This is a genomic window from Stenotrophomonas sp. 99219_Sma (assembly GCF_056480785.1).
On the sequence record NZ_CM151117.1, the window covers coordinates 2,917,204 to 2,941,222 of the forward strand.

Annotated in this window: 24 protein-coding genes; 8 read left to right on the forward strand and 16 right to left on the reverse strand. The window is 65.0% G+C overall.

Features of this window, described 5'->3' with window-relative positions; all coding sequences use genetic code 11:
• Positions 1–48: 48 nt before the first annotated feature.
• The 3 genes from ACZK13_RS13430 to ACZK13_RS13440 all read right to left on the reverse strand — a co-directional run bounded on the left by ACZK13_RS13430 (position 49) and on the right by ACZK13_RS13440 (position 1,993).
• Positions 49–828, reverse strand: coding sequence for a hypothetical protein (locus tag ACZK13_RS13430; protein ID WP_253144094.1), 780 nt, complete (start codon positions 826–828; stop codon positions 49–51).
• 153 nt (positions 829–981) lie between these two features.
• Positions 982–1,365 (reverse strand): nuclear transport factor 2 family protein, encoded by a 384-nt coding sequence (locus ACZK13_RS13435; RefSeq protein ID WP_049463189.1) that lies wholly within the window; start codon positions 1,363–1,365, stop codon positions 982–984.
• A 52-nt stretch (positions 1,366–1,417) separates the two neighbouring features.
• Positions 1,418–1,993: a TetR/AcrR family transcriptional regulator gene (locus ACZK13_RS13440; protein ID WP_253144092.1), complete on the reverse strand. Its 576-nt coding sequence runs from the start codon at positions 1,991–1,993 to the stop codon at positions 1,418–1,420.
• Positions 1,994–2,062: 69 nt separating this feature from the next.
• Between ACZK13_RS13440 and ACZK13_RS13445 the strand changes: the two genes are divergently transcribed.
• Positions 2,063–2,608, forward strand: a complete 546-nt coding sequence (locus ACZK13_RS13445) for a thioesterase family protein (RefSeq protein ID WP_012511531.1) — start codon at positions 2,063–2,065, stop codon at positions 2,606–2,608.
• A 37-nt stretch (positions 2,609–2,645) separates the two neighbouring features.
• Here the strand turns inward: ACZK13_RS13445 and ACZK13_RS13450 are convergent, their stop codons facing one another.
• Both ACZK13_RS13450 and ACZK13_RS13455 read right to left on the reverse strand, forming a co-directional pair.
• Positions 2,646–3,077 (reverse strand): hypothetical protein, encoded by a 432-nt coding sequence (locus tag ACZK13_RS13450; RefSeq protein ID WP_180837537.1) that lies wholly within the window; start codon positions 3,075–3,077, stop codon positions 2,646–2,648.
• A 68-nt stretch (positions 3,078–3,145) separates the two neighbouring features.
• On the reverse strand, positions 3,146–4,276 hold the full coding sequence (locus ACZK13_RS13455) for an agmatine deiminase family protein (protein ID WP_478481800.1): 1,131 nt from the start codon (positions 4,274–4,276) through the stop codon (positions 3,146–3,148).
• 105 nt (positions 4,277–4,381) lie between these two features.
• On the opposite strand from ACZK13_RS13455, the gene ACZK13_RS13460 reads away from it, so the two are divergent.
• The gene (locus tag ACZK13_RS13460) at positions 4,382–5,242 is read left to right on the forward strand and encodes a LysR family transcriptional regulator (RefSeq protein ID WP_253144086.1); all 861 of its coding nucleotides are present in this window, start codon (positions 4,382–4,384) and stop codon (positions 5,240–5,242) included.
• A 70-nt stretch (positions 5,243–5,312) separates the two neighbouring features.
• Here ACZK13_RS13460 and ACZK13_RS13465 read toward each other — a convergent pair whose 3' ends face one another.
• The 3 genes from ACZK13_RS13465 to ACZK13_RS13475 form a co-directional block, all read right to left on the reverse strand.
• Positions 5,313–5,666: a hypothetical protein gene (locus ACZK13_RS13465; protein WP_253144084.1), complete on the reverse strand. Its 354-nt coding sequence runs from the start codon at positions 5,664–5,666 to the stop codon at positions 5,313–5,315.
• 738 nt (positions 5,667–6,404) lie between these two features.
• Complete coding sequence (locus tag ACZK13_RS13470; protein WP_253144082.1) at positions 6,405–7,208, reverse strand: SGNH/GDSL hydrolase family protein; 804 nt, start codon at positions 7,206–7,208, stop codon at positions 6,405–6,407.
• Positions 7,209–7,257: 49 nt separating this feature from the next.
• Positions 7,258–8,223, reverse strand: coding sequence for a DUF2268 domain-containing putative Zn-dependent protease (locus ACZK13_RS13475; protein ID WP_125892057.1), 966 nt, complete (start codon positions 8,221–8,223; stop codon positions 7,258–7,260).
• A 138-nt stretch (positions 8,224–8,361) separates the two neighbouring features.
• Between ACZK13_RS13475 and ACZK13_RS13480 the strand changes: the two genes are divergently transcribed.
• Positions 8,362–9,345, forward strand: coding sequence for a hypothetical protein (locus ACZK13_RS13480; protein WP_180837533.1), 984 nt, complete (start codon positions 8,362–8,364; stop codon positions 9,343–9,345).
• 10 nt (positions 9,346–9,355) lie between these two features.
• Here ACZK13_RS13480 and ACZK13_RS13485 read toward each other — a convergent pair whose 3' ends face one another.
• From ACZK13_RS13485 to ACZK13_RS13500, 4 genes are all read right to left on the reverse strand, one after another.
• The gene (locus tag ACZK13_RS13485; RefSeq protein WP_253144078.1) at positions 9,356–9,676 is read right to left on the reverse strand and encodes a hypothetical protein; all 321 of its coding nucleotides are present in this window, start codon (positions 9,674–9,676) and stop codon (positions 9,356–9,358) included.
• Between the two features lie 133 nt (positions 9,677–9,809).
• Positions 9,810–10,562 carry a hypothetical protein gene (locus tag ACZK13_RS13490; RefSeq protein ID WP_478481802.1) on the reverse strand — a complete coding sequence of 251 codons (753 nt, stop codon included), beginning with the start codon at positions 10,560–10,562 and terminating at the stop codon, positions 9,810–9,812.
• Positions 10,563–10,671: 109 nt separating this feature from the next.
• Entirely contained in the window at positions 10,672–13,134 is a 2,463-nt protein-coding gene (locus tag ACZK13_RS13495) for a S9 family peptidase (RefSeq protein ID WP_125892063.1), read from the reverse strand.
• Positions 13,135–13,301: 167 nt separating this feature from the next.
• A complete protein-coding gene (locus ACZK13_RS13500) occupies positions 13,302–13,631 on the reverse strand; it encodes a hypothetical protein (RefSeq protein ID WP_006376346.1) in 330 nt (109 codons plus the stop codon).
• A gap of 572 nt (positions 13,632–14,203) precedes the next feature.
• On the opposite strand from ACZK13_RS13500, the gene ACZK13_RS13505 reads away from it, so the two are divergent.
• From ACZK13_RS13505 to ACZK13_RS13520, 4 genes are all read left to right on the forward strand, one after another.
• Positions 14,204–14,710 carry a hypothetical protein gene (locus ACZK13_RS13505; RefSeq protein ID WP_260467252.1) on the forward strand — a complete coding sequence of 169 codons (507 nt, stop codon included), beginning with the start codon at positions 14,204–14,206 and terminating at the stop codon, positions 14,708–14,710.
• Positions 14,711–14,722: 12 nt separating this feature from the next.
• Complete coding sequence (locus tag ACZK13_RS13510; protein WP_125892067.1) at positions 14,723–16,144, forward strand: XVIPCD domain-containing protein; 1,422 nt, start codon at positions 14,723–14,725, stop codon at positions 16,142–16,144.
• 70 nt (positions 16,145–16,214) lie between these two features.
• Positions 16,215–16,991 (forward strand): HipA family kinase, encoded by a 777-nt coding sequence (locus ACZK13_RS13515; protein WP_049422090.1) that lies wholly within the window; start codon positions 16,215–16,217, stop codon positions 16,989–16,991.
• On the forward strand, positions 16,969–17,361 hold the full coding sequence (locus ACZK13_RS13520) for a DUF3037 domain-containing protein (RefSeq protein ID WP_032127694.1): 393 nt from the start codon (positions 16,969–16,971) through the stop codon (positions 17,359–17,361). The genes ACZK13_RS13515 and ACZK13_RS13520 overlap by 23 nt, the downstream gene beginning before the upstream one ends.
• A gap of 12 nt (positions 17,362–17,373) precedes the next feature.
• On the opposite strand, the gene ACZK13_RS13525 is transcribed toward ACZK13_RS13520, so the two are convergent.
• The 3 genes from ACZK13_RS13525 to ACZK13_RS13535 form a co-directional block, all read right to left on the reverse strand.
• Positions 17,374–17,598, reverse strand: a complete 225-nt coding sequence (locus ACZK13_RS13525) for a hypothetical protein (protein ID WP_125892069.1) — start codon at positions 17,596–17,598, stop codon at positions 17,374–17,376.
• A 62-nt stretch (positions 17,599–17,660) separates the two neighbouring features.
• Positions 17,661–19,091, reverse strand: a complete 1,431-nt coding sequence (locus ACZK13_RS13530) for a serine hydrolase domain-containing protein (RefSeq protein ID WP_478481804.1) — start codon at positions 19,089–19,091, stop codon at positions 17,661–17,663.
• 219 nt (positions 19,092–19,310) lie between these two features.
• A complete protein-coding gene (locus tag ACZK13_RS13535; RefSeq protein WP_478481805.1) occupies positions 19,311–20,216 on the reverse strand; it encodes a LysR family transcriptional regulator in 906 nt (301 codons plus the stop codon).
• 119 nt (positions 20,217–20,335) lie between these two features.
• Between ACZK13_RS13535 and ACZK13_RS13540 the strand changes: the two genes are divergently transcribed.
• Entirely contained in the window at positions 20,336–21,325 is a 990-nt protein-coding gene (locus ACZK13_RS13540) for a zinc-dependent alcohol dehydrogenase family protein (RefSeq protein ID WP_012511544.1), read from the forward strand.
• 43 nt (positions 21,326–21,368) lie between these two features.
• Here the strand turns inward: ACZK13_RS13540 and ACZK13_RS13545 are convergent, their stop codons facing one another.
• Positions 21,369–23,897, reverse strand: coding sequence for a membrane-bound PQQ-dependent dehydrogenase, glucose/quinate/shikimate family (locus ACZK13_RS13545; protein WP_478481807.1), 2,529 nt, complete (start codon positions 23,895–23,897; stop codon positions 21,369–21,371).
• Between the last annotated feature and the right edge of the window lie 122 nt (positions 23,898–24,019).

Here is a 24,019-nt window from a genome sequence, read left to right on the forward strand (position 1 = left end):
CTCCTCGAAGAAATGAAGCAGGTTGGGATATCGGCCGGGAACGTGGCGCTACACTGCTTGAATGACCTGCAGCAGGTGGGTCGCTCCTGGAGCCAGCGTCTGCGCAAGCCAACCCAGCACAGCAAAGAACAGCAGCAGGCCGAGCAGCGGCCAGATCGTGTGCGTCACGCATACCCGCCACCATCCCTGCTCCTGCATGCCCTGCATGCGCCGGTACAGGCCTCCGGCGATGGCCGCGTCCACCAGCAGCTCAGCCATCAGCACTGGCGCCGACCACACAACCCACACGCTGGCCAGCAGAACGGTCGCCAGCAGCGCGACGAGGCCGAGGATCGCGAGCAACGGCAGGCCCGCTTCGTCTTCGGCCAGGCCGGTCAATGGCAGCTCACCGGCATCGTCGCCGCTGACCCGCGCCGACTCATTCCACGAAGCTGACGCGCCGCCACCTCCAGAACGGCCACCGACGCCGCTCCACGGTGATTCCAAGGCACTTCCACGAGGCGATGGGCTACCACTGCCCACATCCGGCGACAGGCCATCCAGCACGTTGTCCCAGCGCCAGCGGATCCAGATCCACATCAGCAGCAGGAATACGCCATAAGCCAGCAGCACGGCCATCGGGTAGCGCAGCAGCATCGCGTCGATACCGGCCAGACGCAGCAGGTGCGAGGCGAGGAAACCGGCCGCACCGGTCAGGGCCACGATCAGCGCCATCTGCAGGCGCGGCCAGCCGAGCTGCTGCAGATGCTGCCGCGCGCGCACGACTTCACTGCCGCGATTAGCCGGCAGCTTCAATGGGCTGCGTGTAAAGAAACGGGTGCGTTTCATCGGCGCCGCTGGATGCCGCAGATCGTGCAGCGTGGAAGCTCGAAAACCTGATACTGCATGCGGACATCCTTGCCGGGCACGCGTAAGCGGTGGTGGGCGGATTCTACCGCGGGCAGGTCCGCTGTCCAGACGGCGGACCTGTGCCATCGATCTTCAGCTGCGGTCGATGATCCGCACGATGCGACCGTCCTCAAAAGCGAACTCGCTGCGTCCCTGCAGGGCCAGTTCCGTGCCCGCACTGGGGCCATCGGGAATGTCCTGCGCGAACACGCCACGCCAGCCGATCCTGGCCAGCGCCATGCCATCCTCGAAGGTCAACTCGAGCAACCGCTGCTCGCGCTCGCGGAACAACGGCGCCGATTGCCGTGCCAGTTCGCCGAAGGCATCGATGCCTTCGGTGACCATCGTCAGCTGGCTGCCGCTGTGGTTCTCGAAACGCACGTTATGCGCCAGCACCGCCAGCATGGCGTCGATGTCGAAGCGGTTGTAGGCCTGCAGGTAGTGCTCGATCAGGTGACGGCAGTGCGATTCGTCCATGGCGGCGTCCAGTCAGGGCCTGCGCCGAGTCTCCCGCGACCGTGCCGCCGGATCAAGGCCGCGCGGCGGCCTTCAGCAACTGCGCGGCCACCTGGTCGAACGGGGCGATGTCCTGCAGTGCGCGGCTCATCGCCACCGCACCTTCCACGCTGGCAATCACCAGACTGGCCAGCCCACCTGCGGCGGCCGGATCGTGTCCGTCGGCGACGAACGCTGCGGCCAGATGGCCGTGCCAGCGCGCGAATACCTCTGCAGCTGCCGCGCGCGGCTGGCTGTGCACCGCGTCAACCGGCTCCTCCACCGCAGCGGCCAACACCGGGCAGCCGGCGCGGAAATCCGTGCGCAGCAGGCGCTCGCGCCACATCGTCAGGAACTGCTGCAGGCCCTGCACCGCCCCGCCCTTCAGCAGCTCCACCAGCAACGCTTCGACCTTGTCGCCGGCCATATGGGTGGCACGCGCCAACAGCTCCTGCTTGCCGCCGGGAAAGTGGTGATAGGTGGAGCCCAGCGGTGCCTCGGCCAGCTTGGTGACCTCACGGATGCTGGTGGCATTGAGACCCACGCGCGCCAGCATCTGTGCCGCAGCATCAATCACGCGTTGTGGCGCATCAGAGGGACGCGGGCTCACGGGAGGCTCCTTGCCAGGACAGTCGTCATAGATTAGCGTACCGGCGACTCTATAACAGTCGTCATAACCATGAATCTCTGGTTCCGCCTGCTCCACCTGCTCCTGTGCAGCCTGTTCCGGCCCAAGCTGGAGGCCCCGTTCGGGGTCTCGCGGCTGCAGTTCCGGGTACTGCCCAATGACCTGGACAGCAACCTGCACATGACCAACGGCCGCTACTGGAACATCTTCGACCTGGGCCGGCTGGACCTGATCCTGCGCATGGGCCTGGGCCGGGTGGCGCTGCGCGAGAAGTGGGCACCGATCGTCGGCGCCGGCACCATCCAGTTCCGCCGCGAGCTGAAGCCGTTCCAGCGCTTCACCCTGGAAACGCGGCTGGTGGGCTGGGTCGGCTCGCGCGGCATCATGGAGCAGCGCGTGCTGATCGGGGCCGAGCAGAAGATCGCCACGCGCGCGCTGCTGGTCACCGGCATCTACGACCGCCGCGCGCGGCAGTTCCTGGGCATGCCGAAGATGATGGAAGCGATCGGCGTGGTCGCCCCGCCGTCGCCGCCGCTCAGTGCAGCCGCCGAGGCGCTGCTGGCTGCCGATGCGGCGTTGAAGCAGGACGACGCCTGAGCGGGCTGGATGTGCGCGCCATGCAGGTGCTGCCGCCTCAGCCCGGCAGCCGCAAAACTCCGACCACACCACAGGCGACGCCTGCCAGCAGGATCGAGTAGATCAACCACACCGGCCCACCCTGCGAATAGCCGAAGATCACCCATGCCTCACGGATCGGACGGCGGGTCATCCAGGGAATCAGCAGCAGCGCCAACAGCGGCAGACCGCAACTCATGCCGGTAGCCAGCAGCAATGGAAGTGAATCCGTACTGGCGTAGTGACCCAACGGCCAGATCAACAGGCCGCTGATCAACCCGAGCAGGAAAAGCGCGTTTGCACTCCAGATGGAAGCGCGATGGCGGCGTCGCAGGTAGACCAGACTATGGCCGCGGTAGTGACTGGGAAGTCGACCGGCAGCTCGCCGTGCAATCATCGTGGCGATACTGCCGCCGACCAATCCACTCCATATACCCGTATCCAGATCCATCTGCTCCCCCGAGCATGTGTATCTGGAGCATCATGACATGACCTCCGGCGCGTCAACGCAACAGTGGACTACACCTTCGGCATGTTCTTGGTCACGCAATGGATGCCGCCACCGCCACCGGCGATGGCATCGATATCCACCTGCTCGATCACGCGGCCGGGATACATGTCTTCCAGTAGTTCGCGGCAGAATCCATCGGCTTCGTCGTCACCGAACTGCGGCGCGACCACCGCGCCGTTGATCGGCAGGTAGTTGATGTAGCCCATCGCAAGATCATCGTTGTCGCGGGTATGCACGTTATCGCGCCCGTCCAGCGGCGGCGGCAGCGTATGCACCTGCAGGCGACGGCCATCGGCATCGGTGGCCCCGCGCAGGATCCGCAGATGCTCGCGGGTCAGGTCGTAATCGTAGGACTCCGGATCGTTGTCCAGATTGGCGATCACCACGCCCGGGCGTACGAAGCGCGCATAGAAGTCCACGTGCGCATCGGTGATGTCCTTGCCGGCGATGCCGGGCAGCCAGATCACCTTGCGCAGGCCCAGGTGATGCTTCAGCTCGGCCTCGATATCCGCGCGCGACCAGTCCGGATTGCGATTGCGGTTGACCCAGCAGCTTTCGGTGAGGATGGCCGTGCCATGGCCATCGACTTCGATGCCACCGCCCTCGCCCACCAGATCGCTTTCCAGCAGCGTCGCGCCAGTCACCTGCGCCAGCCACGGCGCCACCGCGCCATCGTTGCGCGCGCTCTGCTTGCCGCCCCAGCCATTGAAGTTGAAGTCGACCAGGCCCAGCCCGCCCTGGTCATCGGTGACGAAGCACCCACCATAGTCGCGCACCCAGATGTCATCCAGCGGCACCTCGAGGAACTCGATGTTGTCGCGGCCACAGCGATCCTGCGCCTGCTTCAACTGCGCCGGGCGGCACAGCACGCTAACCGGCTGGTGGCGGGCGATGGTACGGGCCAGCCGCGCCACGACGGTGTTCACCGCATCGGCCTGCGCGCCCCACACCTGCGGCTGCGCGGCAAAGGCCAGGAACACGCGTTCCTGTGGGCCGTGCTCGTCCGGCATGCGCCAAGTCCCCGCACCTGGCCCTGCTGCAGCCACGCGACCCGGCAGCCCGGCCAGGCCCAGAGCAGCCAGGCCGCCAAGACCGGCGGCGCCCGCCAGCTGGGTGAGGAAGTGACGACGGTTGCTCATGACAGGCTCCATGGCCGGTGTGGGATGGGCGCTATGCTGCGCTTGCCGACACATAAGAACAAACGATAGATTCAGCCATCAATTGAACAGTTCTACTTATCTGAAATGCTCAAGCACTGGCCACCACTGAACGCCCTGCGGGGTTTCGAGGCTGCGGCCCGGCTGGGCAGTTTCCACCGTGCGGCGGAGGAACTGCACCTGACCCAGTCGGCCATCAGCCAGCAGATCCGGGGTCTGGAAGCGTCGCTGCAGCAGCCGTTGTTCTTCCGGCAGGGCCGCAGCGTCACCCTCACCGATGCCGGCATCGACCTGCTGGAAACAACGCAGGCGCTGCTGCGGCAGCTGGCCAGCGGCATCCGCCGGCTCGATCAGTACCGCAAGCCCAATCAACTGATCGTCAACACCAGCCCGGCCTTCGCCCGACACTGGCTGGTGCCACGCCTGGCCGGGTTCCACCGCCTGCACCCCGACGCCGATCTGTGGTTGCTGACCAGCGAGGAAGCGCCGGACATGACCACGCAGACGCTGGACGTGGCGGTACGCGATGACCTCGACTCACAGGCGCAGTGCCAGCACCGCGTGCTGCTGCAGGATCGTCTCTATCCGGCCTGCCATCCCAAGCTGCTGGCGACGCCCGTGCACGAACGTCTCACCCTGCATGGCGAGCGTGAGATGGACTGGAGCCAATGGCAGGTACAGGGTGGCGCCGATGTCGGCCAGCGTCGCGAGGGAATGAATTTCTCCGAGCCTGGGCAACTATTGGATGCCGCGTGCCAAGGGCTGGGTATCGCCTTGGTCAGCGAGCTGCTGAGCGCGCGTGCGTGCGAACAAGGCCTACTGCAAGCCCTGGATGATGCACGCGTGCGCGGCCCACGCTGGAGTTGGCTGGTACATGAGGAGAGTGCAGCCGATCCGCTGGTGATCAGTTTCTGCGAGTGGTTGTTGGGGAGCCTGCCGAATGACTAGCAGCATCGACCGATTGCGCCACGTCATTTCCCTGGGCCACTCTTCGGCGACCCTTGCCTCATTGCCATTGCTATGTGTTTATGAATTCGTAGCACAGCTCGTTTGGCGCTGCGCCGAAAAAAACAACATGTAAGATGGCCTCGTTGGGCTCGTCGTTTTCAAGCACATAGAACTCCGCTGAAATGTCACCCGCTGTGCTTTCGTACGCAACGATTAGAGGAAACTCTTCGTACTGGCTCGCTAGCGGTGGCACTGACAATTTTGCGCTCGGCGGAAAGTACACCAGCAACGCCTCAAATATCTCACTGATCACTGGGGCGGACAGATTGAACTTGATCATCAGTGTATCTGTGTCTCGATTTGACAGAGCGCTGACAAACTCATCCAACTGAGCGTATTGGGTCGCGCCGACTTCTGCTAACATTTTTTCTCCATTGACCGTGACACTGGCGCTGGCATGCCGTGCCGTGCGGACACCCAAACACGCTGATTATCGAAGGCCAAGATGTCGCGCACCTGACAGCAGGAGCAGGTCGCCCTCCCGATCCCATCAGCGTTGAAGGCTATTGCGATGTCACCACCGATCTCGCGATTGCAGAATTCAGCACCCGTTTCAATCTACGCGAGTGCGACTCGACTGCTCTCCAGTTCCAGCCATCTACGGCAGGAAGACCTACGCCGGCTCGCTCTCTACCAAGTGCTACGCGCTCCGATAAAACGCAGATTCTTGCCGACATGCTGGCATCTGGAGATAGAGGCAAATGAACGTTAATCAGCCCCCATCCGCCTATGGTGAACCGGTGTTTTCCGCGATCCGGCCCCTTGATCAGTTCAACCTTCCGGACACTGACTTCTCCACACATATCAGGATATTGAACTGCAACGAAAACAGCTCCACCTTTTGCTTCGCGGAGCAACTTCGCATAGCTATAGAGCTCTTCAGCGCTACTGAATCGTTGAAAATCCTCTCCAGGAGCCGAGTAAAATTCAGTGACAAGCGAAGGACTTCGCTCAAAAACTGCCCTTGCGACCGCTTCCACCACCGCGAGAGAAACTCCGGGCATCGCTTTTTCCGGTTTCAAGCACAAGTGAGTCATTCTTCCGCAGACAAGCCCCCCAGTCGCGAGGCAATCTCGTCAACGCCTGACGCATAAAGCCAGATCTATGGACCTCTGAATTTCTCATCATTCAGTGCAACGCCAACCGCCGCCTCGGCCAACGGCGCCATCACCGCATAGCCCTTCGCCGTAGGATGCACGCCGTCCTCCGCCAACTGCGGGTCCAGTCCGCCGATCGCATTGGCCATCGGCGTGTAGTAGTCCAGATAGACCAGCTGCTGTGCATCGGCATAGCGCTTCAATGCCGTGTTCAATGCACGCACCTTGGGCGCAGGTGCTGTGCCCGGCAGCCACGGGTAATCGCTGACCGGCAGCACTGATGCCAGCACTACGCCGATGCCATGTGCACGGGCAAGGTCCACCATCGCGTGCAGGTTGTCTTCGATCATCGCCTGCGTGGATGGGCCAGTGTTGCCTGCAATGTCGTTGGTGCCGGCCAGGATCACCACCACCTGTGGCTTCAGTGCCAGTACGTCCTGCGGGAAACGCACCAGCATCTGCGCCGTGGTCTGGCCGCTGATGCCGCGGTTGAGCCAGCCCTTGCCGGGGAAGAAACCGGCACTGCCCTCCCTGCCCCAGCCCTCGGTGATGGAGTCACCGAAGAACACCACGCGCGGCTGGCCGGGCACCGCATCAGGTAGGCGCGCATTGGCATCACGATAGCGTTGCAGCTCCGGCCAATCGGCCAGGCGCTGCTGCATGAAGCGCACTTCGTCGGGGCGTAGCCGGTCGATGGGCGTCTGCAGTAGCGGGTTGACTGCGACGGCCTCAGCGGCGCCCAGCGGAGAAGCCAACGCGAGGCCCAACGTCACGACAGTGGCAGTGGCAAGCTCAACAGGTCCACGCATGCGGGTACTCCTGAAATCATCTTCAGCAGTCTAACGCCCCACCCTGTGCTCAGCGTGCAGCCGTACGCGCCGCCACACCCGTGACTTTCGCCGGCATCCACATACCCGGCGTCCAGCCGCTGGCGGCCAGGATCGCCTTCGGGTTGTCCTGCTGGATCAGCGCACGCACCGCGTCACGCTTGTTCTTGGCCTGCAGGTAATAGGCCTTGGCGATGCGGTATCCCACCCAGTACCCGAGGTCATAGGGCTCCTGCGAACCGGGCTTGTAGTTGTACAGCCACGGCGACAGATCGGTGCTATCCAGATCCAGCGCGAATGCGCTTTCGATATGCACTTCCCGACCACGGGTCCAGGCCGCATGGCGCCCGTTGCCGACGTTGCCGGAAATCAGTTCGGCGATGAACTCAGCAATGCCCTCGCCCAACGAAACACGCAGCACCGTCGCATGCGGGTCGCCCGGCTCGAAGTCGGTCAGGCCGGTCTGCTGGATGTGCACGTACTCGTGCGCGATCACATGCACGAAGCGGTCCTGCACATTGGGATTCATGAAATCGGCTGCGCACAGCGCTTCCAGGCCGATGATCACGCCGCTTTTCGAGGTCAACCCTACCGGACGACCACGGCCGACGGCGATGGTCACCGGCGGAAACGCAGCCTGCGGATAGATGGCCTGCAGGTTGGAAAACACCTGCGTCAGACGTTGTTTCACCGCCGGCAGTTCGGCCAGGCAGCTTCGCCCCTGCACATACAGCTCCGGCTGGCTGGCGATGGACTCGGCAATGCGCTCGGGGGTGACCCGGCGCGCCTTGGCCAGCTCGGCCAGGCCCGCCGAACCCTCGGCCATGTAGCCACGCAACTGCGCAACGCTGGGTTTGCCACCTGCGTTGTCGTACAGCGCGTAGAAACGGCTGACATCGTCAGTGACAATCTGCGGCCCGACCGGTGCCGCCGCCGTGGCCATGCCAACCACCCCGGCACAGGCCAGGGCCAACAGGCCGCGCAGGATCATGGACATCGCTCCGTCCTTGGTGGAGTGCATGCGAAGCGCGCAATCTATCACTCCGGCCCGGCCGCCGCAGCAAGCAGATGCGGGCACCCCGGCGCTGTGCCAGACTCGCGTTGGCACCTGCCACGGAAGATAGAGCACCCCGCGATGATGATCGTTCCCGCCTACTGGGCCGAAGCCCGCCTGCAGGCCCGTTTCCGTGGCCGGCCGGTGGTGGTGCGCCGCTTCGGCTGGTCCGACGAAGGCCCTGCCGAGGCGCAGGTGCACGCCGACCGCCGCGCCAATGAAGCCCTCAATGCCATCCTCGCCGGACAGGTGCTGCCGCGTCGCGAAGTGCGCAGCAACTACGGCGTGGAAGGCGTGCCGATCCGCGAGCAGATCGTGCTGCGCGACGGCGACGTCATCATCACCCGCAACAGCTATGGCGCACTGTGCCTCAACAGCCCGGACGTACTGTTCGCCGACATCGACCATGCGCAGCCGCCAGCCGGCTGCGTGATGCCAGCCATCGTTGCGGCGGTCGTGCTGCTTGCCGGCGCCGTCACCGGCACGCTGCTGTGGCATTGGCTGGTGGGACTGGTGCTGGGCGTGGCGGCGGTGGTTCTGGTCAATGCCGCATTGCTGATGCGCCGCAGGCAGCGGCTGGCCGCCGCCGGGGGCGCCGAGGGGTTGGCGCTGCGACGCGTGGAAGCCTTCAGCGAACAACACCCCCACTGGCATCTGCGCGCCTACCGGACGCCTGCGGGACTGCGCGTACTGGCGATGCATGCCACGTTCTCCCCGGAGGACGAGCAGCTGCAGGCATTCTTCAAGGCACTGGGCACCGATACCCTGTACGCGCGCATGTGCCGGCTGCAGCATTGCTTCCGTGCGCGACTGACACCGAAGCCGTGGCGCGTCGGCCTGAAGTACCGCATCCGCCCGCCAGTGGCCGCGTGGTCATCCGAACAGGCCAACAATCCGGATCGATTGGCTTGGATTGCCGAGTACGAAAAGAAGAGCGCCGGCTTCGCAGCCTGCGCTTATCTACGCAGTTTCGGCGATACCACCCGGGTGCATGCCAAGGCCGAGCACGTGCGCGACCTGCATGACGGGTTATCCCACGCGCAGGACCGCCTACCGCTGGCGTGAGGGCGGGTGCTCAGTCAGCGCTCTGCACGAACGGCTGCCCTGCCAGGGTAGTGCCCAGCCGCACCGCGATCTGTTGACCGTCCTTTTCGAAGGTCGTCGCACACTGCTTTCCGTCCTTCTGGCATCCGACTTCCGGAAAGCCCTCCAGCGACTCCGGCGCGCCCTGCGCAGGTTTCGCCTGCCAGCCTGCAGCATCCAGCAGGCGCTTGGCCTTGGCGTAAGGCATGCCGGCGATGATGCCCAATTGCGTCAGCTCAGCGGGAAACGACTGAGCATATGCCGTTGAAACCTGGGCCAACGACAACGTTGCAGCAAGGAGAATGGCTTTCATTGCACCGACCTGGAACGAGCGATCAGGTTCAGCCTAGACCATTTGCGTGGCATGCGAATGTGCCGGTAACACGTCGTTACCGAGTCTCCACAGTTGATTGCAGAGCATCCATGGATGATCAATCTGCCGTTTCCTAGCGCAGGGTTCCACAACGCAGCGCCTCCAAGGCAAGGTCGCCGCGTAATCTGTTCTGAAACCAAGCGATCTTGAAGCGTTCGCGTGTGGGTTCTCCCCCAGGTAGCAGCCCCATCAATGCATCGCTCAACGCCGGACGCCACTCTTCCTGAGCACCTTCCAGAACCTGCTGATCGAAGTCCGCCGACGACAGGCGCTTCCAAGGCAGCATCATCGTGTGCTGGGAGGTGGACACCAAGACGGTATCCGGGTCGCCCAGCCGGGATACGACCACGGTCATGATGGGATAGTCATCGGTCCGGAGACTGTTGAAGTGTTCTGCAACGCGCTCCTGCAAACCCTGCCCGGCCAGAGCTTGCCGTGCCCAGGCCTGCTGCTGGGCAAACGAACATCTGGCCGGCGGCATGCTGCGCAGCTCCGGATCCAGCTTGAGTATCGCGGGCCGGTCCAGCTGCGAAGTGATCAGATCCACCGTGGCGTCCCTGGTCAACGGTGCTGCCCGCAGCGCGGCCTCGAACGCTGACAGCGCGCCGAACGGCAGAAGCTCCGGCAAACGCGGCTGGACGTCGGGCGCATCAACCACCTGTACACGGGTGGTCAAGCCATAGGCATCGCGCCGGATGACCCAGCGCTCAGATACAGAACCCCAACCAGACCAGTCGTACGTCACGTGCACGCTCATCCGGGGCTGCACCGCCATTGCCACGGGAGAAACCAACAACGTGGCCAGTACCAACATCCATGCCTTCATGAGACTTTCCTATCTCTGTCGAACAGCAGCCGAGCATGGCGCGGCTCTACAGGATGCAGGAAGGCCGCCCGAAGGCGGCCTTCTGCAAAGCAGTCGAGCACGCTCGACGCTACTTGGCGTTCTTCACGTAGGTGTCGAACCAGTTCAGCATCTCCGACACCAGCTGCTCGTTGGACTCCAGCGCGGTGTACCAGTGCGGTTCGTTCGGCAGCATCACCAGGCGGGTGGTACCGCCGTTGCCACGAATGGCCTGGTACAGCTTGCGCGACTGGAACGGTTCGGTACCCGGGTTGGCGTCATCCTCACCGTGGACCAGCAGCAGCGGCAGCTTGATCTTGTCGGCATAGAAGAACGGCGAGGCCTTCAGGTACACGTCCTGCGCCTGCCATACCGAGCGACGCTCGTTCTGGAAGCCGAACGGGGTGAAGGTCTTGTTGTACGAACCGCTGGTCGCCACGCCGGCCTTGAACAGGTTGGTGTGCGCGATCAGATTGGCGGTCATCAGGCCGCCGTGGCTGTGACCGGTCACGCCGATGCGGTTGCGGTCGACCACGCCCATGTCCACGGCCTTGTCCACCGCTGCCTTGGCGTCGGCTTCCAACTGCTCCAGGTAGGTGTCGTAAGCGTTCTTCGGGTCACCCACGATCGGGAACGAGGCGTTGTCGATGATCGCGTAGCCGGCCAGCAGCATCAGGCGGTAGGGTTGCAGGCGGGTGAAGGTCTGCTGCGAACCAGACACCTGGCCGGCCTGCGCGGCATTGGCGAAGTCGGCCGGGTAGGCGTACAGGATCGCCGGCACGCGCTGGCCCTCCTTGTAGCCCGGCGGCGTGTACAGGGTGAACGACAGGTCCACGCCATCGGCACGCTTGTAGGTCACCAGCTGCTTCTTGATCTGGCGCACTTCCGGGGTCGGGTCGACCAGTTTGGTCAGCGCGGTCGTGGTCGACGCGAACTGCGCCTCGCCGGCCTTCGCATCGGCCACTGCCTCCCCCTGCTGGCGGATGAAGGCGTTCGGCGGATCGATCACCGACTGGTGCCAGGTCAGGTAGCGCCCCTGCGTGTTGCTGAAGCCGAGGAACTGTTCGTAGGCGTCGGCACTGCTACGGAACAGGCGCTCGCTCTTCAGCGTGCCCAGGTCCAGGCGGTCGAGGAACGGACGATCGCCCTGCGGCGAGGCGCCACGGCCGCTGAGGAACACGTGGTTGCCCTCACGGCGCACGACCTGCGCACCATTCGGCAGACGGGTGAACACCAGGTTGCCGGGATTGCCGTACAGCTCATCGCTGGACATGTCCCACAGCAGGCGGCCTTCCTTCTTCGGCTGGTCCACATCGACGATGCGGGTCTGCATCCAGTGGCGGTTCTCGTCGTTCTCGTACTGGAAGGCTACGGCCGGATCGGCGGTCCACGCAAACCCTTCAAAACGCTGCGCGGTACGGGTGATTTCGGTCGGCTTGCCGTTGAACGGGGCCTTCAGCATCAGCACGCGGTCACGGTGCGGTACGCTGACCTTCCAGTCGCCCTTGTCCAGCGCTTCGGCATAGACCAGGGTCGCCGGATCGGTGGCCCGCCAGTCGAAACCGCGCGGGCCTTCCGGTACGCCGTGCACCGGCACGCGATCCGCCAGCGGCAGGCTGGCGATCGGCGTGCTGCGGCCATTGCTTACGTCAAGCACCGCCACATCATTGGCGAAGCGCTGATAGGTCACCGCATGTGAGTACGGCGCCTTGATCGATTCGGTCAGCACGTGCACGCCATCGGGCGCGGCGCTGACCTCGTTGAACAGCGCAGGCTGCCCGACCGGGCGCACGCTGCCCGCGGCGGTATCGACCACGGCCAGCTGCGAAGCGCCGTAGTAGGCGAACAGCTTCTCGTCATGCACGCTGGTCAGCGTGTCGCGAGCTTCATAGGTGCTGCTCTCGCCGCTGCTGCCCAGCGACTCCTGCGCATCCGGACCGGTCGGCACGCCGCCGTTGGACGGCGCCGGACCCTGATTGGCCGGCACCAGTTTCACCAGAAGGTTCTGGCTGCCACCCAGCCACTGCACGGTGTAGCCGAAGATCGGGTTCAGCTGTACGTTCGGCACCTGCTTCACCTGGCCGGTGGCCGCATCGCCCACCCACAGCTGCACGCTGGTATCGACCGCATTCTGGAAGGCGAAGTGGCTGCCATCGGCCGACCACAGCGCGCCGGTGGCGCAGCCCTGCGGCAGGTTGACCTTGGTCTCCTTGCTGCTGCCGATATCGACCAGGGTGAAGTCGGCCACGCAGGCCGGAATACCGTAGCCGCCGGGGGTGTCATGCCGACTGCGGTTCTTCGGCTCCAGCCGAACGCCGGCCAGCTTCAGGTACGGCTGGGCGACGCGGCTGATCGACGGATAGGTCTGCGCGGTGGTCAGCAGCAGGCGCTGGCCGCCCGGGGCCACGTTCGGTGCTGGCGGCGGCGGTGCCTTCAGCACCTTGAGCAGGTGCTCCGGCGGCTTCGCGTAATCGGCAAGCGCCGGGCCAGCGGCCAGCAGGCCGACGGTGGCAACGGCAACGGCCGCTGCCAGAGAGGTTCGACGGATCAGCATCCTTATCCCCTGGGGTGTGAATGGGTACCCGGAATCGGGCATGGCCCCGAATCTAGCACCGCAGGGGTTGTCGTGAATGGGCCGGAAGGGCTAGTGGCCGGATGGGGCAAAGTGCAGCTCCGGCAGGTGCCGGGGAGCTGCCGGCACCTGCCAGGCATGGCCTGGCACTACTGCTGGGCGTGCAGGTCCCAGGCGGTGAGATAGTCCGGGTCGACCACGATCATGCCGCTGTTGCTCATCCGGTACTCTCCCGGCTGGGCCGGCAGGTACTGGTCGAGCATCGGCGGCAGGTAACGCTCGTGGCCATCGTTCTCGTCGGCCAGCACCACACCTTCATCGGCACTGATGCGCAGCACCGTTCCCGCGTACTGCTCCAGTCCCTGCACCTGGCCGTCGCCGCCGTAGCGGGTCACCCCGACCAGCACCAGTTTTCCGATCATTTCCTCGACCTTGGCATCGTCCAAGGCCGGTAGCATTCGTTCGTATTGGTCGCTCATCGGTGCACCTCCAAAGCCTGCAGGATCATCATGGACAAGCCAGCCTCCGCGCTGCGAAGGCCATCGGGCAACGCAGAGGACAATCTGGCGGGCGTATGTCTGTATTGCAGGGCCGGCAAGAGCATGCCGGGACCGCATCGGGTGAACAGTGGCAGATGCTGTGGGTGGCGGCCATCCGTGCCGGCAAAGTGGCCGTATCAGACCAGGGTCAACACCACGCGTTGCATTGCATGCAGGGTAAAGCGTGACAGCTGCGCAGTTGTTGCATGACGGCCTCCTGTTGAAGGTCACACGCGAAGTTGATGTTCCATGGACCCGATGCTGACATCGCGCCCGGAATGGTCAAGTGAAGAATGCGCACCCGTTCACCTTTTGTAACGCATTCGGATGCCTCGATTACGCTTAACCTCTGCTTCATCCGGCTGGCCCTAGGGTCAGCCTTCAATCTGCAAGGATCGCACATGCCCCGGTACGCATTCATACGACCGTGGACGCTCGCACTTTCAGCGGCCGCGCTCTGCGCCTGCGCACATGCCGCCGACCGCACGCCGACTTCTCAAGGAACCGACACCATGCCCCCCGCCGTATCCGAGACCACTTCGCCCTCCCCGCTCAATGCCGAGCAGTTGCTGCTGCGCCTGCTGGACCTGATCAAGGTCACGACCTCCACCCGCGAGCTCACCGCTGAGCGCCTGTCCGCAGCGATGCAGGCGCCGGCGCAGGTCTTCGGCCCCGGCCACTTCGGCTATGGCGGCACGCTGACACCGGAATGGGGCTATGGACTGGAAGTGCAGCGGGCCGGCACTGCCGACGCGCGGCTGGACCTGAACTTCATGGACACCAGCAGCGATCGCAAGGCCTCGGCTGCGGCGATCTGCCAGGTCGACTTCAACCACTTCGCTTCGGCACTGGATGCCGCCGGCTTCAAGCGCGAGACGGTGCGCGGCGAACACGGCCGGGTGATCTACGATCGCTTCGATCGACCGCAGCTGAGCATCAAGGTCGACACCATGCCCGAGAACCCTCACGCCCTCGGCGACGCCACGCATGCCTGCGTGCGTCTTGTCACCGTGCAGTAAGGGGAGCCATCAATGACGATCCTTTCCGCAGAAACGGAACGCCTGCTGGGCGAGTTCGCTGGCAAGACCGACGTCACCAGCGACCAGGTCGACAACCTGCGCAACGTCATCGCGGGCTCGCCCGTGCTGGCAAAGCAGGTGGACGCCGCCATCGCGGCAGGCTATCTGGAACGCTTCGAACTGTTGCCCGCCACAAGCAACGCGGGCGGCACCTACGAGACCGGCACGAAATCCATCAACCTGCCCGCCAGCAGCTTGTCGACCCCGGCGGCCCCGGACAGGTTCGACGCGGCCGAGGTTGCCTTTGTGCTCGGTCACGAGATCCAGCACGGCTTCAACGATGCTGATGTCGAGCGCGCCTACGTGCAGTTCGAAGCCGACGTGGAGCAGGTCGCGGGCCGTACAACGAGCCATGATTACACCGAGGCCATCGGCACCCTGCTCGCGGCCAACCGCCGCGATGAGGCTTCTTCGAACATCGCAGGCTGGAATGCGCTGGTCAGCCAGGTACGTGCCAACAACCCGGACGCTACCCTGCGCGACCTGTATGAAGCCAGCACCCGCTCGACAGATGTCATCCAGTCGCGACCCGGCCCGCCGATCACCTATGCCCCGCACCCGGAGCTGACCCTCAATGCGGACCTGACCATCTCCCCCACCGCAGCCAACATCGAGGGAATGGCCAGGCACTATTACGATCAGGGCGTCAGCACCGGCCTGGGCCATCATGGGAATTCGGACTACCAGAATTTCTACGGCGCCCTGGCGATCGGACTGGCCAGCGAATACGAGGCCGCGAATCCAGCGCCCGATGGCGTCAGCCGGATGGAAGTGAACATGAAGAAGCTGGGCCTGGATGAGCGCCTGCTGGAGCAGAACGGGCTCAACCTCGGCGAGGGCTCGCCCCCGCGCCAGCCCTACTTCGATACCAGTACCTCGCCGTCGACGCTGCATTACTTCAACCACACTGAGGGCACGCATACGCATGTGCCGATCACCACACAGCATGCGGTGGAGGGCGATGGCTTACCGACGCTGCTTGCGGAAGGCCGTGACCGTTCGCTGCACGAGCAGATCCGCGGCAAGGTAGCTGAGCTGGATGCTGCCAACGGACGCAGTTTCGATGCGTCCAGCGAGCGCCTGAGTGCCAGCCTGCTGGTGCTGGCCCGCGAAAACGGGCTGGACCGCGTCGACCATGTGGTGCTCAGCCGCCAGACCGAGGGTGTGGGCGCGGCACAGAACATCTTTGTGGTGAAGGGGCCGCTGGATGATCCGGCCTCGCTGCGCGCCTCATCACCCACTGCCGAGGCCGCCCAGCGCCCTGTGCAGGACAGCCTGGATACGCTTGCCGTGGTCAACCAGCGGCAGGCCGATCAGGCCACGCAGGAACAGGTCCGCGTGCAGGAGCAGCAGCGCGGCGCGCTGACGCACTGACGGGGAACGACATGGAGCCGCCGGGACGCGCCCGGCGCTCCCTTGGCGGCACCCACGCTAGAATGCGCGCATGCGCACCGTACATGCCCTCCGCTACATCACCCCCTTGCGGGAAGGTGGCTCCCTGCCGGCCGTGGTCGAGACCGACGACGACGGCATGGCCGTGCTGAAGTTCCGTGGCGCCGGCCAGGGCCCGAAGGCGCTGATCGCCGAGCTGATCGCCGGCGAGATGGCGCGCACGCTGGGCCTGCCGATTCCGGAGATCCTGTTCGTGGAGCTGGACCGCGAGTTCGCCCGCACCGAGCCCGACCCGGAGATCCAGGAACTGATACGCGCCAGTGAAGGTTTGAACCTGGGCCTGGACTACCTGCCCGGTGCGATCAACTACGACCCGGCGGCGATGCCGGTGGATGCCGACCTGGCCTCGCGCATCGTCTGGTTCGATGCGTTCACCAGCAATGTCGATCGCACCACGCGCAACCCCAACCTGATGGTGTGGCACCGCAAGCTATACCTGATCGACCACGGTGCGGCCATGTACTTCCATCACGACTGGGCCAACGCCGGCGATGCCTGCGAGAAGCCGTTCGTGCTGATCCGCGACCATGTGCTGCTGTCGTTCGCCAGCCGCATCGCCGAGGTGGATGCCGAACTGGCCGCGCGCCTGACCGATGCCGAGATCGAGCGCATCGTCGGCCTGGTGCCGGACAGCTGGCTGGTGGACGAACCGGCGTTCGACAGCCCGCAGGCCTACCGGCAGGGTTATATCAACTACCTCAAGCACCGCCTGAAGGTGCGTGCGGTGTTCGTGCAGGAGGCCATCCGTGCCCACGCTGCACACGTATGACTACGCCGTCATCCGCGTGGTACCGCGGGTGGAGCGCGAGGAATTCATCAACGTCGGGGTGATCGTCTCCTGTCCCGGCGCGCGTCATCTGGAGGCGGCCATCGAGATCGATCCGGCACGCCTGCACGTGTTCGCCCCAGCGCTGGACCAGGAGGCGCTGCAGCCGTGGCTGGATGCGATCGTGGCCATCTGCCGCGGCGATGCCAGCGCCGGGCCGATCGCACAGCTGCCAGCGCGTGCGCGCTTCCATTTCCTCACCGCCAAGCGCAGCTCGGTGGTGCAGATGTCGAGCACGCATGTGGGCCGCACGGCGGACCCGGCGGGTGTGGTGGAACACTTGATGACGAAGATGGTGCGGGTGCCGCGCTGACGCGCCCGTCTCTCACTTCCGGGCGCGCGCCCTGTGCCAGGCAATGAGCGCACAGGCTGCTGCAGCGGCAATCAACACCCACCCGGCTGCCGCTTGTCCATGCAGGTAGCCTTGTGCATACGCAGCACTGGCACCTTCGCTGGCCATGGCCGGAACACCCTTGAGTATCACGTGCACCCCACGCAGCAGCAGCACCATGCTGGCGACCAGACACACCACGGGAAGAAGTCGGCTCATGGCCCGATTCTGGTCCGCCACCCGCCCCAGCGTCAACATCGCTGCGGCATAGTCGCTCGGGACTACAGCGGCACTCTTCGCGCGATGTAGTTGACCACATTGCCGATCGCATCCGGATCGACATTGGCCAGCCCAACGATCACATAGCCCTGCGCGGGTAGCACCACGATGGCACTGTTCGATCCGGGCGCACCGCCTTCGTGGCCGTACTGATGCTCCCTGCCCTCGCCCTGCACCAGGAAGCCGAACCCGTACCAGCCCTTGTGGTTCTGCGCCGTGGTGGCCTGCTGCAGCAATACAGGTGAGACCAGCTTTCCGCTGCGCAGCGCCTCGGCGAACTTCACCATGTCGCTCACCGTGCTGTAGCCACCACCGGCTGACATGCCGCGCCAGGGCAGCGACCTCGTTTCACGGACCCATTGCCCATCCTGCTTCGTATAGGCGACGGCACGCTGTGGCACCGTCACTGTTTCCGGTTCGAAGCCGGTGCCGGTCATGCCGGCCGGGCGCAGGATGTGTTGCTCCACATAGGCATAGTACGACTGCCCGGAGACGGCCTCGATGATCCGCCCAAGCACGATGAAGCCATAGTTCGAGTAGCTGTCCTGGCTGCCGGGCGTGAACTGCGGCGCATCCTTGGCAAAGCGCTGCACGTAGTCATCCAGCGTCTTCAGCGACGCGGAATACTGCTCGAAATCGTCGCCGAAGAAATCCCCCAGGCCACTGGTGTGTGACAGCAGCTCGCGCACGGTCACGCTGTTGGCGACGGCCTTGTTCGGATAGTCCGGCAGGTGCTTGCCGATCGTGTCGTCGAGACTGAGCCTGCCATCCTGCACCCGCTGCAGGATGGCCACGGCAGTGAACATCTTGTTGGAGGACGCAAGGCGGAACTGCGTATCCACGCCCACTGGAATGCCAGCGGTGCGATCGGCCTCGCCACCGCGCCAGTCCAGCAGCACCTTGCCGTTCCGTGCCACCTGCAACGCACCCGACAGCGCGTCCTGGGCCCGCAGCGCCTCCAGCCTTGCTGTGGCATCGGCCATCAGGGCAGGCAAAGCAACCCTCTCCGGCTTGAGCTTGTCCGGCGTTTCAGTGCCTTCGATCTGGAACTGCTTCAGGTGCGCCGGATTGTCCGGGTCCATGCTGGCCGTCACCCACATCGCGCGCTCGTTCAGCTGGCCCATCACCAGCACCTTCGCGTGACCGGGCGCGCTCTGGCGTGTTTCCAGCACACGCAGCGGGCCGGTGCTCTCGCGGAACTCGAGATAGTCCTTGGGGCTGCTGCCTTCCTTCTTCGCGTAGGTATCGGCGAACGCCTGCAGTTGCTCGAGGCTGCCAGCGTTGAAGGCCGCCAGCCAGTCATCGATGGCGTCCTGCGCACGTGGATGTGCACTCTCGGAAGATGTAGCGCCGATTGCTGGAAAAACCGGGGTAACCAGTAGAACCGAACAGGCCAGTGCATTGCAGAGAAACAGGCGTCCAACAACCCTCATGGCAGTTCCTTTGCGGGGATTCCTGGACGCATCCTAGACCAAGGATGCGGCCGCCGCATCGACACCAGGGACTCTGCTGCAACACCTCAACAGTGACGCTGAATGCATCGATGCGCTGCCATCCACTCCGCGTGCGTGGTGGAATGCGCACAGCCCCGGATGCAACGTGAGTGCGAGATCCTTCGCAGTTGATGGAAACCCTGCTACCCGATGGCCCCGCTATCGCCTTGCCATCGTCTGTTCGCTGAATCTCGCCACGCAGAAGTCCAGGAAGCTGCGCAGCTTGGGCGTCAGCTGGCGATCGCGCGGATACACCAGGTTGATCCAGGTCGACACCGGTACGTAGTCCGGCAGCACTTCCACCAGCTCACCACGCGCCAATGCTCCGGCCAGCATTTCGTGCGGTTGCAGGATCAGCCCCAGCCCTCCGATGGCGGCGGTCAGCAGCGGCTCGGCCTGGTTGACCATGAAGCGGCTGGACACTGGCACGGTCAGCACGCCGCCATCGGTATCGCGAAAGCTCCAGCGGGTGCGGATGATCGAATGCGCGAAGCCCAGGCACTCGTGGCGGCTCAGGTCATTGGGATGGGCAATGGCCGGGCGCGAAGCCAGATAGTCCGGCGAGGCACACAGGACCAGCGGATACGGCCCCAACCGCCGCGCCACCAGCCCACTGTCGGCCAGATCGCCAGTGCGGAACACCAGGTCGTAGCCGTCTTCAACGATGTCCACCAGACTGTTGGACAGGTTCAGATCGACCTGCACGTCCGGGTACTGCTGCAAGTAGGCCACCACCGCGGGACCCAGCGCGTGCACGCCGAAGGTGACCGGCGCACTGATGCGCAGGCGCCCCATCGGTCGCCCGCGCGCCACTTCGGCCAGCTGCTCGGCCCACTCCACTTCCTCCAGGATCACCCGCGCCCGCGCCAGGTAGGCCTGGCCGAAGTCGGTCAGGCTCTGCTTGCGCGTGGTGCGGTTGAGCAGGCGCACCCCCAGATGCTGCTCCAGCGCCTGGATGTGCTTGCCGACCAGCTGCGGCGACAGGTCCAGTGCCTCGGCAGCGGCGGCGAAGGAGCCGACCTCGGCCACCTTGGCGAAGGTCCGCAGGGGAACGATCAGGTCCATTGCAAACAATTGTTTTTCAATGAAACGCCAGATTACCCCTTATTCTGGATGCAGACTACGCGCACAGTAGCGCTCACCCTTTCGCCGGCGCCCTCGCCGGCCCTTCCTTGGAGCCCCCCATGAGCCAGGTTGTCCGCATCCACGAATATGGCACTGCCGATGTACTGCGCATCGACGATATCGACGTTCCCGCCCCCGCCCCTGACGAAGTCCAGATCCGGGTGAAGGCGATCGGCCTGAACCGCGCCGAGGTGATGTTCCGTAACGGCGCCTACTTGCAGGAAGCGCAGTTCCCCAGCCGCCTGGGCTACGAAGCGGCCGGCGTGGTTGAAGCCGTCGGCAGTGCAGTGAGCGGATTCACTGCGGGCGATGCGGTCAGCGTAGTGCCGCCGCTGGATATCGCGCGCTGGGGCACCTACGGCGAACTGGCCAACGTGCCGGCACGACTGGTAGTCAAGCATCCGCAGGCACTGGACTTTGAAACGGCCGCCGCGGTGTGGATGCAGTACGTCACCGCCTGGGGGGCGCTGTTGGAGCAGGCGCACTTGTCCGCCGGGGATTTCGTCATCATCACCGCCGCCAGCAGCAGCGTCGGCCTGGCCGCCATCCAGATCGCCAATGCAGTCGGCGCCACGCCGATCGCTGTGACCCGTGGCCCGGGCAAGCGCCAGGCCCTGCTCGACGCCGGTGCCGCCCATGTCATCGCCACCCAGGAACAGGATCTGGTGGCCGAAGTGGCGCGCATCACCGGCGGCGCAGGTGCCCGCGTGGTGTTCGATCCGATCGGTGGTCCGCAGTTCGTACCGCTGACCGAAGCCATGGCGCGTGGCGGCATCCTGCTGGAATACGGCGCGCTGAGCAGTGAACCCACCCCGTTCCCGTTGTTCAACGTGCTGGGCAAGTCACTGACGCTGAAGGGTTACCTGTACTCGGAAATCGTCTCCGACGATGCCGCGCTGGCACGTGCCAAGGCCTTCATCGTCAACGGCCTGGACCAGGGCACGCTGGCGCCAAAGATCGCCAAGGTATTCCCGTTCACGCAGATCCAGGACGCACACCGTTACCTGGAATCGAACGAGCAGATCGGCAAGGTGGTAGTGACGGTGTGATCCAGCGTCATGCAACGGGGGCGGCCCACCGCCCCCCTTGCGGTTACCTCGGCAACGCAAACGCCATCACGTAATCGCCGTTCGGGGTTTCCATGAAATGGTGGCCGCCGGCCATGATCACCACGTACTGGCGCCCGCCCTGCTCGTACACCATCGGGTTGGCCTGACCTCCCGCGGGCAGCTTGGCATGCCACAACTCCTTGCCGGTCCTCAGGTCGATGGCGCGCAGCAGGTCATCGGTGGCGGCGGCGATGAAGATCAGGCCGCTGGCGGTCACCACCGAACCGCCATTGTTCGGTGTGCCGATCTCGATCGGCAGGCCGGAGCGGATGCCGAAGGGTCCGTTGCCGCGCGCACTGCCGAATGGACGGTCCCACAGCAGTTTGCCGGTGCGCAGGTCGATGGCACGGATGCCGCCATAGGGCGGCTGCTTGCACAGCAAACCGGTGAACGGCAGGCGCCAACCGGCATTGACCTGGATGGCGTAGGGCGTGCCCACCTGCGGGTCACCCGCGCCTTCTGCTCCGCCCTTGTCGAACCGGATCTTTTCGCGCGGCAGCCAGCCCAGCCGGTCGGCCTCCGCGCGTGGCACCAGCCGGTTGTAGTTCGGCATGTCGTTGTAGTTGGCCACGATCACGCCGCGGCGCGTATCGATGGACACGCTGCCCCAGTCCGAGCCGCCGTTGTAGCCGGGGTACTCGATGGAATGGCGGTCACTGCTCGGCGGCGTGTAGAACCCTTCGTAGTAGGCCTTGCGGAACTGGATGCGGCAGACCAGCTGGTCGATCGGGGTGATGCCCCACATGTCACGTTCGGTCAGCTCATGCTCGCGACGCAGCGTGTGGTACAGCGAGAACAGTTGCGTGGGCGAGCGCTGCTCGGGCTCAACACCACCGATGGGCACCTTGCGCTCTTCGGCCGCGGTCAGAAGCTGGCCGTTGCGGCGGTCGAGGATGTAGATGTCGCCCTGCTTGGTCGGCAACAGGATCGCCGGCACTTTGCCGGCCGCCGTCGGGTAGTCGATCAGGCTGGCCTGCGAACCGAGGTCGTAGTCCCACACATCCTTGCGCACCGCCTGGAAATGCCAGACCGGCTTGCCGGTGGCCACGTCGATCGCCACCAGTGACGTCGCATAGCGGTTCTGGTTTTCCGTGCGTGAGCCGCTCCAGTAGTCACCCGCGGAATTGCCCAGCGGCAGGTAGACCAGGCCCAGCGCCTCATCACCGGTGGCGGTGGTCCACATGTTGGGCGTGCCGCGCGTATAGGTCTGCTCGCGCGGCGGCAGACCGCTGCGCTCGGGCTGGTCCATGTCCCACGCCCAGCGCAGCTTGCCGGTGATGGCATCGTAGGCCTGGATCACGCCCGACGGCGCATCGCGGCGCTGCCCGTCCAGCACCTGGTGACCGGTCACGATCACCCCGCGCACGATCGCCGGTGGCGAGGTGATCGACACGTAACCCGGTGGCACCTCACCCATGCCCAGGGTGATGTCGACCTGGCCGTTGTTGCCGAAGTTGGCGCAGGGGCGGCCGCTGTCTGCGTCCACCGCGATGATGCGGCCGTCCAGGGTGCCTTCGATGATGCGGGCCCAGCACGCCGGGCGATTGCCCGGTGCAGCACTGCGGGTGACGCTGGGCGGCGGCTCCGGCAGCGCCAGATCAGCGGCGACATCGGCCAATGCCGCATCGGCAATGGTCGGCGTGCGGGGCTGCTCGTAGTAGCTCACCCCGCGGCAGGCGGCGGTGTACGGAATCGAGGCGTCCTTCACTTTGGGATCGAACCGCCACAGTTCCTTGCCGCTGGCGGCATCGAGTGCGATCAGGCGGTTGCGCGCGGTGCACAGGTAAAGGCGATCGCCGATCTTCAGCGGCGTGGTTTCCGCGCCCCAGCGATTCTTGGGCATATCGCCGGTACGGAACTGCCAGGCTGGCTGCAACGTGGCCACATTGGCCGGGGTGATCTGCTGCAGCGGCGAATAGCGGGTGGCGGCGTTGCTGCGGCCCCACGCCGGCCAGTCGCCCTCGGCGGGCTGGTCAGCCGGCTGCAGGCCCGTGGTATCACGCGTAGGTTCCAGTCCGGCGCTGACCGCGCCTTCCGGGAACGGCTGATGCCCATCCACTTCACCATGCGGCGCAAAGGCCAGGCCGAAGGCGGCCACGAACACCAGCATCAGCACACCCGCCGCGCTGCGCGACAGGCGTTTGGAGACCGGCTCGTGCAGGGTGGGCGCCAGCAAGGCCAGCACGATGCCGAGTGCGGTCACCAGGCCCAGCCGGGGCACCCAGCGCCAGTAGTCGCTGCCTGACTCCCACCAGGTCCACAGCAGCGTGCCGACGAACACCAGCGCGTACAGCAATGCACCGCTGCGGCGGTTGCCGAACAACAGGATGCCGCTGGCCAGCAGGCCGAGCCCGGCGATGGCGTAGTACGCCGAGCCGCCAAGGCTGAGCAGCCACGCACCGAGCCCGCCGATGACCAGGCCGAGCACGACCAGCAGCAGCGACAGCACGGTGACAAGGGGGTGCCGGGAGGCGCGAACAGGGGCAGGAGCGGACTGCGGCGTGGCGGACATCGTCGATCTCCGGGGGCAGCATGCGCCGTTATCCCACCGCCTGCGTGAAGCGCGCGCGTATGTGCGGCATCCGGATACGACGACGCCGGCACAGGGCCGGCGTCGTCGGGTACCTCAGGCTC

What these genes read in the sequence shown, in the direction of transcription:
- ACZK13_RS13455 (WP_478481800.1), bottom strand. Translation starts at nt 4,276, where the DNA reads ATGAGCAACCGTCGTCACTTCCTCACCCAGCTGGCGGGCGCCGCCGGT.
- ACZK13_RS13525 (WP_125892069.1), bottom strand. Translation starts at nt 17,598, where the DNA reads ATGAGCCGACTTCTTCCCGTGGTGTGTCTGGTCGCCAGCATGGTGCTG.
- ACZK13_RS13460 (WP_253144086.1), top strand. Translation starts at nt 4,382, where the DNA reads ATGCTCAAGCACTGGCCACCACTGAACGCCCTGCGGGGTTTCGAGGCT.
- ACZK13_RS13490 (WP_478481802.1), bottom strand. Translation starts at nt 10,562, where the DNA reads ATGAAGGCATGGATGTTGGTACTGGCCACGTTGTTGGTTTCTCCCGTG.
- ACZK13_RS13485 (WP_253144078.1), bottom strand. Translation starts at nt 9,676, where the DNA reads ATGAAAGCCATTCTCCTTGCTGCAACGTTGTCGTTGGCCCAGGTTTCA.
- ACZK13_RS13450 (WP_180837537.1), bottom strand. Translation starts at nt 3,077, where the DNA reads ATGGATCTGGATACGGGTATATGGAGTGGATTGGTCGGCGGCAGTATC.
- ACZK13_RS13470 (WP_253144082.1), bottom strand. Translation starts at nt 7,208, where the DNA reads ATGCGTGGACCTGTTGAGCTTGCCACTGCCACTGTCGTGACGTTGGGC.
- ACZK13_RS13540 (WP_012511544.1), top strand. Translation starts at nt 20,336, where the DNA reads ATGAGCCAGGTTGTCCGCATCCACGAATATGGCACTGCCGATGTACTG.
- ACZK13_RS13495 (WP_125892063.1), bottom strand. Translation starts at nt 13,134, where the DNA reads ATGCTGATCCGTCGAACCTCTCTGGCAGCGGCCGTTGCCGTTGCCACC.
- ACZK13_RS13475 (WP_125892057.1), bottom strand. Translation starts at nt 8,223, where the DNA reads ATGTCCATGATCCTGCGCGGCCTGTTGGCCCTGGCCTGTGCCGGGGTG.
- ACZK13_RS13505 (WP_260467252.1), top strand. Translation starts at nt 14,204, where the DNA reads ATGCCCCCCGCCGTATCCGAGACCACTTCGCCCTCCCCGCTCAATGCC.
- ACZK13_RS13545 (WP_478481807.1), bottom strand. Translation starts at nt 23,897, where the DNA reads ATGTCCGCCACGCCGCAGTCCGCTCCTGCCCCTGTTCGCGCCTCCCGG.
- ACZK13_RS13430 (WP_253144094.1), bottom strand. Translation starts at nt 828, where the DNA reads ATGAAACGCACCCGTTTCTTTACACGCAGCCCATTGAAGCTGCCGGCT.
- ACZK13_RS13515 (WP_049422090.1), top strand. Translation starts at nt 16,215, where the DNA reads ATGCGCACCGTACATGCCCTCCGCTACATCACCCCCTTGCGGGAAGGT.
- ACZK13_RS13465 (WP_253144084.1), bottom strand. Translation starts at nt 5,666, where the DNA reads ATGTTAGCAGAAGTCGGCGCGACCCAATACGCTCAGTTGGATGAGTTT.
- ACZK13_RS13445 (WP_012511531.1), top strand. Translation starts at nt 2,063, where the DNA reads ATGAATCTCTGGTTCCGCCTGCTCCACCTGCTCCTGTGCAGCCTGTTC.
- ACZK13_RS13510 (WP_125892067.1), top strand. Translation starts at nt 14,723, where the DNA reads ATGACGATCCTTTCCGCAGAAACGGAACGCCTGCTGGGCGAGTTCGCT.
- ACZK13_RS13500 (WP_006376346.1), bottom strand. Translation starts at nt 13,631, where the DNA reads ATGAGCGACCAATACGAACGAATGCTACCGGCCTTGGACGATGCCAAG.
- ACZK13_RS13480 (WP_180837533.1), top strand. Translation starts at nt 8,362, where the DNA reads ATGATGATCGTTCCCGCCTACTGGGCCGAAGCCCGCCTGCAGGCCCGT.
- ACZK13_RS13535 (WP_478481805.1), bottom strand. Translation starts at nt 20,216, where the DNA reads ATGGACCTGATCGTTCCCCTGCGGACCTTCGCCAAGGTGGCCGAGGTC.
- ACZK13_RS13435 (WP_049463189.1), bottom strand. Translation starts at nt 1,365, where the DNA reads ATGGACGAATCGCACTGCCGTCACCTGATCGAGCACTACCTGCAGGCC.
- ACZK13_RS13530 (WP_478481804.1), bottom strand. Translation starts at nt 19,091, where the DNA reads ATGAGGGTTGTTGGACGCCTGTTTCTCTGCAATGCACTGGCCTGTTCG.